General features: G+C 39.3%; 8 protein-coding genes. 4 read left to right on the top strand and 4 right to left on the bottom strand.

The features are described from left to right. The first annotated feature begins 254 nt into the window (after positions 1 to 254). From A5849_RS04725 to A5849_RS04715, 3 genes are all read left to right on the top strand, one after another. Positions 255 to 575, top strand: a complete 321-nt coding sequence (locus A5849_RS04725) for a multidrug efflux SMR transporter (RefSeq protein ID WP_002308356.1) — start codon at positions 255 to 257, stop codon at positions 573 to 575. A gap of 160 nt (positions 576 to 735) precedes the next feature. After that, positions 736 to 1641, top strand: coding sequence for an ABC transporter ATP-binding protein (locus A5849_RS04720; protein WP_002334911.1), 906 nt, complete (start codon positions 736 to 738; stop codon positions 1639 to 1641). Next, positions 1638 to 2411, top strand: a complete 774-nt coding sequence (locus tag A5849_RS04715) for an ABC transporter permease subunit (RefSeq protein ID WP_002308353.1) — start codon at positions 1638 to 1640, stop codon at positions 2409 to 2411. Before A5849_RS04720 ends, A5849_RS04715 begins: the two co-directional genes overlap by 4 nt. A 176-nt stretch (positions 2412 to 2587) precedes the next feature. On the opposite strand, the gene A5849_RS04710 is transcribed toward A5849_RS04715, so the two are convergent. After that, complete coding sequence (locus tag A5849_RS04710; protein WP_002306103.1) at positions 2588 to 4012, bottom strand: basic amino acid/polyamine antiporter; 1425 nt, start codon at positions 4010 to 4012, stop codon at positions 2588 to 2590. Positions 4013 to 4221: 209 nt separating this feature from the next. On the opposite strand from A5849_RS04710, the gene nrdI reads away from it, so the two are divergent. Continuing rightward, positions 4222 to 4668 carry a class Ib ribonucleoside-diphosphate reductase assembly flavoprotein NrdI gene (gene nrdI / locus A5849_RS04705; protein WP_002308351.1) on the top strand — a complete coding sequence of 149 codons (447 nt, stop codon included), beginning with the start codon at positions 4222 to 4224 and terminating at the stop codon, positions 4666 to 4668. A gap of 69 nt (positions 4669 to 4737) precedes the next feature. Here nrdI and A5849_RS04700 read toward each other — a convergent pair whose 3' ends face one another. Genes A5849_RS04700 through A5849_RS04690 form a run of 3 tightly spaced genes read right to left on the bottom strand, consistent with a single transcriptional unit; the run spans position 4738 to position 8694 of the window. Next, entirely contained in the window at positions 4738 to 6720 is a 1983-nt protein-coding gene (locus tag A5849_RS04700; protein ID WP_002334912.1) for a glucose PTS transporter subunit IIA, read from the bottom strand. A gap of 13 nt (positions 6721 to 6733) precedes the next feature. Beyond that, the gene (gene murQ, locus A5849_RS04695) at positions 6734 to 7630 is read right to left on the bottom strand and encodes an N-acetylmuramic acid 6-phosphate etherase (protein WP_002346108.1); all 897 of its coding nucleotides are present in this window, start codon (positions 7628 to 7630) and stop codon (positions 6734 to 6736) included. 2 nt (positions 7631 to 7632) lie between these two features. Then, on the bottom strand, positions 7633 to 8694 hold the full coding sequence (locus tag A5849_RS04690) for a DUF871 domain-containing protein (RefSeq protein ID WP_002306097.1): 1062 nt from the start codon (positions 8692 to 8694) through the stop codon (positions 7633 to 7635). Positions 8695 to 8941: the final 247 nt, after the last annotated feature.

Below are 8941 nucleotides of genomic sequence, written 5' to 3'. Positions count from 1 at the left end.
ATAAATAACAGATTAGTTCTATGCTGTTGAAAAGCATTTATTTTCTTTTACGCTAATGATGTATCCATCGATGCTTGATGCACCTTACTAAGAAGAATCAGATTGCCGATAACTTGGTAGGTGTGCTATACTACAGAAAAAGATATACGATCTGCCACCGGGTAGGATAAAGAGGATGATCATTCCATTAGGTCTTTGAAGGGATGATTTTCCTCTTTTTGTGTATTTTTTTATAGTTAAGGAGGAATGTAAGTATGGCATGGATGGAATTAATCATAGCAGGGATTTTGGAAGTATTCTGGTCAACGATGATGAAATGGAGTGATGGTTTTTCCAAAGTCAATTATTCTTTCTACACAGTGATTGGAATGATTGCTAGTTTTTACTTTTTGTCAAAGGCAATCAAAAGTTTGCCGATGAGTCTCTCTTATCCTATTTGGACAGGGATTGGCGCGGTTGGTTCGGTCATTATTGGTGTGGTCTTGTTTCATGATAAGCTGAATCTTTCCACTTGGTTTTTTGTCGGGTTGCTGCTCATCAGCATCATTGGCATCAAAATCACTAGTGGTCACTAGATACTTAGACAAGCAGACAAGGACTGATCAGAAAAAGCGGGGCTTTTTATTTGATATTCCTCTTTCTATGAAAAAACAAGAAAATAAGACTAATGACCTAGCGACTTCTCTACTCATCAGGTGTATGCTTGTACTATCTATAGAAAAGGAGTGAATATTTTTGAAAAGTCTTTCGGTCCAAGAATTATCCAAGAACTTTGGTCACAAACAAGCCCTCAGCGATGTCAGTTTTAGCTTATCTCCTGGCAAAATCGTTGGATTAGTAGGTCCTAATGGCGCTGGAAAAACAACGATCATGAAAGCTATTTTAGGACTGATCCATTACTCAGAAGGAACGATCCGTATTGGTGAAAATGAGATTTCTCCCTCTAGTCATAAAGGATTAGAACAAGTAGGAGCATTGATCGAATATCCGGGTATCTATCCATTCTTAACAGGTTATGATCATCTGAAGTTATTCTCTGAAACAAACGATGTATCTGCTATCGACACTATCGTGAAACAGCTCAAGATGGAAAAATACATTCACAAAAAAGCGAAATCCTACTCGCTGGGAATGAAACAAAAATTGGGAATTGCTCTTGCCTTACTGAACCATCCGTCTATCGTTATTTTAGATGAGCCGATGAACGGTTTGGATCCACAAGCAACAAGAGATGTGCGAAAAATCATTACCGACTTGGCTACTCAGGGCACCTCTTTCTTGATCTCCAGTCACTTACTCAGCGAGCTTGAAAAAATGGTCGATGAGCTGATCCTGATCAATCAAGGAAAAATCATCAAACAATGTACAATGGCTGAATTGAACCAAACAGCGCAAGATTTCATCGTTATCTCTACGACAAATGATCAAGCTGCTCGAACGATCTTGACAGACGCTGGATATCCCTTGGAAGATCCTGATAAAATCAAGCTTCTAAAAGAAAACGAAGAGTTATTAGGAACTGTTATCCAGTTATTGTCTGCAGAAAATGTCCATGTGACAGATGTCCAGCATCTGACGAATGATTTGGAATCTTCCCTATTGGAAATTCTGGATTCAGTAAAGGGGGAAGAAGAAAAATGACATTGCTTGTAAAACAAGAATTATTTAAATTGATCAAGAAAAAGTCAACTGCTGTTTTATCTGTTCTATTAGTCGCTTTACTCATAGGAACAGCACTTCTAGCCAAAAAATACACGACGATCATTGATCCAGTTGAAATGACTGCTCAGCTTTTCAGTGCCACATCTTGGATTGTCTTTATCATGATTGCTGCTGCAAGTACGATCATTTCAATGGAATCACAATATGGTACATTGAAAAATCTCCTTTATCGAAAGTATTCTCGAGGAGAAATATTAGTAAGCAAATGGATCACATTAGTTATTTATTCTATTTATTTATACCTTTTAGCTATTATTGTCACCGTGTTGATGAAACTGATCCTTTTCCCTTCGATTTCCTTTACGGAGAAGATTTCTACTGGTCAGACACTGATCCAAAGCTTATTCACTTATACTTTGGGTAGTTATATCGGTTTATGGCTAATTTTAAGTTTAGTGTTGATGATTGCTTGTTTTATCAATAGTTCCGGTGCCTCCATCTCAGCAGGGATCGTCTTTTATTTTGCTTCATCAATCATATCTGGTATCCTCATCGCACTCATTCAAAAATGGGAGTGGATCAAATGGAATCCAATCAGTATGCTGAATCTGCAAAACCAAATTGGCAACGAAGAGATTATGAAGCAATTGACTCATCTTTCTACTAATCAAATGCTGTTTGGCAATTTAGCTTACATTGCTTTGTTCTTAGCATTGGGATACCTCGTATTCAAGCGAAAAAATGTATGATGGTTCATTAACAAAGAAGTTGTGACAGAAGTGGCCAGTTTCAAGAAATTTCGGCTTATTTTTAGAAGAAGCTACTTCTTGAACACCATTTATTCAAAAAAAGAAGCGATGACACGAATGTTGTCACCGCTTCTTTTTTGAATAAACGACAGGCTTCACAGCCTCTCTTTATACTTCTATACGTGAAGCATCCCAGTGGCAAATAAAACCATTGCGATTACTCCGACCATCGTCACACCGATAAGTAAAATCTTATCTAAGTGGATATGTTGTACAGGTTCGTTTTGTTCTTTACGTGCTTTGAGGTAAAAATAAATACCTGGTAAGAAAAGAACAAGAACAAGCATCACTTCATTAAAGGCTACAACTAGCATGGCCCATACTTGAAAAGCACTTGCTAAAAACCCTACTAAAAATTGGACCCACTCTTTCCGCTGATAAGAAAGCTTCATTTGGTACAGCCCTAAGAAAAGCCACGTGAAGAAAATCGCTGCTGTACCAAGTGTATAAGCAAAGTTATATGCACTGTCAGTGAATAATAATGAAAGTAAAAAGACATTCGTACATAACGTCGTCAATACGATAGCATAAGTTGGTGCCCCATTTTTGTTGAGTTTTCCCCATGCTTTAGGCAAAAGTCCGTCCTCAGCCATATTCCCCATTGTTTCAATCGGCAAGATTGTCCATGAGAGCCAAACCCCAACTAAAGAAATGATCAAACCGCCGTTGATCACGACCGCCCCCCATTTACCAACCATCATTTCAAATACATATCCCATAGCAGGTTGCGCTTTGATCGTTTGTAGCTGATTCATCGTCATTGTGCCATATGGAAGCATGGAAACCAAGACGTAAATAATGATCAAACCGAATATTCCTAGAATCGTTGCTTTCCCAACATCCGATTGTTTTTTTGCTCGTGAACCTACGACAGAAGCTCCTTCAATACCAACGAATACCCAGAGCATCACCATGATGCAACTCAATACTTGACTAGAAAACGGGATCGGCTGCCCATTCGCATTCAATATGATATCGCTAGAAAAGTTATTAATGAATTGTTGGATCGAAAAGGTGCTGATAGCTACTACAATAAATAAAAATAATGGCACTAATTTACAAAATGTGACGATAGCATTGACAAAGCTAGCATTTTCAACTCCACGATTCACTAGCCATGCATATCCCCATAAGAAGATCGTACTCATCACGATCGATGCCACATTTTGACCACCTTCGAATACGGGGAAGAAATAACCTAATGCACTCATCAACAATGTTGCGAACGCCACGTTTCCTAACCAGCATGTGAGCCAGTAACCCCAACCGCTGATAAAACCAGCGAAACGGCCAAAACCTTCTTCTGCGTAACTAAAGATCCCGCCTTTTAAATCTGGACGTTTTTTATTGATATTATTGATCGATAAGGAGAGCATCAACATTGCTGTTCCTACGAGTACCCAGCTGAAGATAGCTGGGCCACCAGCCGATCCGGAGATGTCCGTCATAATACCAAATACGCCACCTCCAATCGCTGAACCAATCACTAAGGCAGCAAGTGGAATCAAACCAATTCCTTTTTTCTGTTGCTCTGTATCCATGTAAGCATCCTCCAAAGTAAAACCGCTTTTATCAAAAAGTATAACAAACCTTTTTTATTTTTACTTAATTAATAAAAACTTTAATAGAAATATAATTCTACCGACTTTTTTCTCATTATACAAGCAAAGCGCCTAGTCCCTTTCCAAATTACACCACCAAAAAACTTAAAAAGATGCTATACTAAAGGGAAAGAATTGGGGGATGATCCATGAACATTTTATATATATCGATTTCAGGAAATACGCGTGCTTTTGCCAAACATCTAGCAGAATATGCTGAAAAAATGCATGCAGAAGATCCTGTCAATCCTGAAGTTACTTTAAAAGAAATCCATGAAAATAGTGATTTTACGAAAGAAACAGAACCATTTTTTACTTTCGTTCCTACTTATTTAGACGGCGGGAATGGGTTAGACAACGGTGACACAGAAATCTTGACCGAAACGATGCGCGAATATCTGGAATACGAAGACAATCATAAACTTTGCCTTGGTGTAGTCGGTAGCGGTAATAAAAACTTCAATAATCAATATTGTCTGACAGCCAAACAATACGCACAAAGATTTGGCTTTCCTTTCTTGGCAGATTATGAATTACGGGGAACACCATCTGATGTGACACGCGTTTATCAAATTTTGGCAGAAAAAAATAAATAACACAAAAGAAGAAGCTGAAAAATAAATTTTGGCTTCTTCTTTTTATGTTCTCTATTGTTTCTATTCTTATTAAGCTTTGACATCCATCACAGGTGCTTTTGCTTTCGCTTTACCTGTTTTTTCCAAGACAAAGTTTTTTACACGATCCATATTGGTTACCAAGACGATCATGGAGGTTTCTTTGTCTGCTGCTTTGATTGCTTCTAGGTCAGCTTCTGCTACAAGCGTATCAGGTGTCACTTGCTGTCCTTCTGTTACTTTCACATCAAATGGCGTACCGCCTAAGTCAACTGTGTTGATGCCCATATGAAGCAAGATTTCTAAGCCATTTGGTGTCGTAATGCCGATAGCGTGTTTTGTTGGGAAAACAGAACTTATTACCCCAGTAACCGGAGAATAGATATGTCCGTTTTCTGGTTCTACAAAGTAACCTTCACCCATCATTTTTTGTGCAAAAACTGGGTCACTTGCTTTATCTAAAGAAACAACTGTTCCGTCAGCAACTGATGATAAGATAGTCACACTTTCAGCTGAAGCTTGAGGTACTGCTTTTTCAGGTACTTCATTTACTGTGGCTGTTTCGGTCGCTAGTTCTTCTTTTTCTAAACGGTCTTTAGGAATACCGAAGAAGAATGTAGCAACGAAGCCACCAGCGTAAGCAGCCAATAAACCAAGGATATAGCCTAACCATTTACCATCAGAGATCAATGGAATCAAAGCGGCTCCTGAAGGTCCAATAGCGATTGCTCCGACATTTCCGATCATTCCGATCACTGCCCCACCGATACCTCCACCGATACAAGCAGTAATAAATGGACGTCCTAGAGGTAATGTTACTCCGTAAATCAATGGTTCGCCGATTCCTAAGATTCCGACTGGTAAAGCCCCTTTGATCATTTCTGTTAATTCTTTGTCTTTTTTGCAGCGGATCCATAATGCCAATGCTGCACCCACTTGTCCTGCTCCGGCCATCGCAAGGATTGGAAGCAATAAGGTACGACCAGTTTCATCAATCATTTGTACATGGATTGGCGTCAAGATCTGATGTAGTCCGAACATGACCATTGGCAAGAATAATGTACCTAGAACGAAGCCGGCAAATGCTCCTCCAACACCAAGTACCCAGTTGATCCCACCGACCATGCCGTCAGAAATGAACCCTGCTAAAGGCATGATGAAGAAAATTTCGATCAGACCGATGGCAATCAGGGAAAGAGTTGGCGTAACGATGATATCTACCGCATCAGGTACTACTTTATGCAGTTTTTTCTCAACGATTGACAATAACCAAACTGCGAAGATAACACCTAAGATCCCGCCTTGTCCAGCTGCAAGAGCTTCACCGGTAAACAAGTTTTTCAGTGGTGCTTCTGGATTCATCCCTGTCAGCATCACAACGGCCCCGATAACTCCACCAAGCGTTGGCGTTGCACCAAAAACTTGTGCAGCATTGATACCTGTATAGATAACTAGATAGCTAAACATCCCGTTTTTCAAGATGTTCATCACATCGATATATTGTTGCCATGTTCCTGCGTCTAGTGTTCCAGCTGTGACTAAGTTTGCTAAAACTGCGGCAATCCCTGCCACGATCCCAGTGCCGACAAATGCAGGGATCATTGGTACAAAGATATTAGAGATGTCTTTTAATACCGATTTGATTTTAGAGGGTTTTTGTTTCGATTTTTGTGCCGCTTTCATTTCTTGTGCCCGTTCGTTTACACGGTCTTTTCCAGATGCAGAAGAACTTGCTGTAGCTGCACTAGCAGAAGGAAGTTTTTCTCCTAATTTCACGCCTGCTAAGTCAACCATTTCCTGCGCTACTTTGTTCACTTTCCCAGGTCCGATGATGACTTGGAGCTGTTCATCCTCTACTACGCCAAGTACTCCTGGAATCGCTTTTAATTCCGAGACATTTACAAGATCATCATTGATGACCTTCATACGTACACGAGTCATGCAGTGGACAATGCTTTCAACATTGCCCATACCGCCTGCTCCTTGATAAATTTGTTTTGCCAGTTCTTCCAAAGTCAATTCGTTTTTTGCCATGGTCTTTTCCCCCTCATAAGGTTCCTTTTACAAAACCGTTTGCTTCAGCTAATTTTGCTTGAGCTGCCTCTTTATCACTATTTGTCAAAATCATGACGATAGCCAGTTTGACATTTTGATCTGCTTCTTCAAAGTACTTTTCAGCTGTTTCGTAGTCAGCTTCTGTCGCTTGCATGATGATTCGTTTTGAGCGTTCAATTAGTTTTTCATTTGTTGGTTTGACGTCGACCATCAAGTTATTGAATACTTTACCGATACCGATCATACTGATAGTAGAAATCATATTCAAAATCAGTTTTTGTGCTGTTCCTGACTTCAATCGAGTAGAGCCTGTCAAAAATTCTGGTCCTGCATCGACTTCAATTGGGAAATCCGCATGCTTGCTGATTTCTGCTTGTTTATTGCAAGAAACCGTTCCTGTAACAGCACCAATCGATTTTGCGTAATCTAATCCACCAATCACATATGGTGTACGACCGCTAGCTGCGATACCAATAACTATATCATTTTTTGTTAAATTCAGCTTGATTAGATCTTCTTGCCCTAATTCATAAGAATCTTCGGCTCCTTCGACGGCTACAGTCATTGCTTCTTCTCCACCAGCAATTAGACCTATGACCATTTCCGGTTCTACACCGAATGTCGGTACACATTCAGCAGCATCTAATACACCAAGTCTACCACTCGTTCCAGCTCCCATATAAATCAAGCGACCACCTTTTTTAAAGGATTCAATCGTGTTGGCGATCACTGGCTCGATACTTGTCAGTTCTTTTTCAACAGCAGCGGCCACTTTCTGATCTTCTTTGTTCATGAGTTGGACTGCTTGAGAAATACTCATTTCATCTAATCCAAAAGTTTCTTGGTTTCTGCGTTCCGTTGTTAGGTTCTCTAAATTGATTTTGCTCATTTTTATCTTCCTTCTTTTCTTATAAATTGATAGTTCATACCAGCTTTGATTTGGTTGATCAGCGGTAGTTCTTCTTTGATGACTTTGGCTACTACATTCACTTTTTCATCCGCTGGCAAATCATATTTAGTTAATTGGATCTCACCCATATAGCGCAAATACTTTTCGTTATCTAAAGTAATAGATCCTTTCATACGCTTAGCTGTATTTCTTACTGGGATTGGCGGAATCTCTCGAAAACGCGCATCTGCGCTTCGTATGACATCTCTTGCATCATCTTGCCGATTCGTATGTTTTCCTAATATATATTCGTAAAAAACTTCATCTACAGGTTCCGTATGGAGCAAGACTGTCTGTTCTTTTTGGAAAGAAGCAAATTGCTCCTGAACGTGTTCTGACAGACCTGCATCTCCGATATAAACAATATCCGTGTTACTTGCTAATAGATCAAGAGCACCTGCCAGAGGATGGATCCCTCGATGTTCTTCCAAAGTTGGTAATCCTTGATACAGTGGACCTCTCAACTCTGTATCTCCTGGTACAAAGCCTTGTACAAGGAATCCTTGAGTTTTGAGCCATTGATTTTTTTCCTGATACCATTCTTTGTCCAGCCCTGTTTCAGGACGTGGATAATAATTATGCCAAGCTTCAATCTGTGAGAAATCAGCCGCTGCTTCTTTCAACTCATCGATATCTTTAGGCGTGATCGTGCTGGCATTCAAACTGATTTTCAATTGATGTGACCAGTCGGCGATCTGCTGATTAGAAATATGATAATCCATTCTTAACCCTGTTACACCAATTGCTTTCAAGGGTGTTAGATCTTCTAATGAAAAGCCAGCTCGTTTCAATGCCTCTCCTGAAATATCGACCATCAACTCTAGTTTATTCTTTTTCGCTTCGCTTCCTAGTTCGATCAATCGATTTTGATAAGCCGAAACATCATCTTCCGGTATATGCATGGAAGTGAAAATACCGACAAAGCCATTGGATGCCATTTGGCGGATATACTGTTTCTTCTCTTCTGACAAAGAATCATTCATAAATATTGAAAAGCCAAACATATTATCCCTCTTTTTCTGTATCCGTCTTCATTTCTATGACTAGAGTATATATCTAAAGAAACAAAATTTCAATACTTTTGTTAAAATAATTAAATTTTATTTCTAAAAATTGGATTTATAATGCCAAAAGAATTGACACAGCCACAAAAAAGGCACTGCTAAGCAAAAGCAGTGCCTTGAAACATTTTATTTAAATAACACAAAAGTCTAATTACTCATAAGAAATTAATTCTGTATTGTCTACCAT

This window comes from Enterococcus sp. 10F3_DIV0382 (assembly GCF_002140245.1).
GTDB classification, from domain to species: Bacteria; Bacillota; Bacilli; order Lactobacillales; family Enterococcaceae; genus Enterococcus_B; species Enterococcus_B lactis.
Note: the sequence above shows the minus strand (reverse complement) of the source record. Positions and strands in the feature narration are given on the sequence as shown.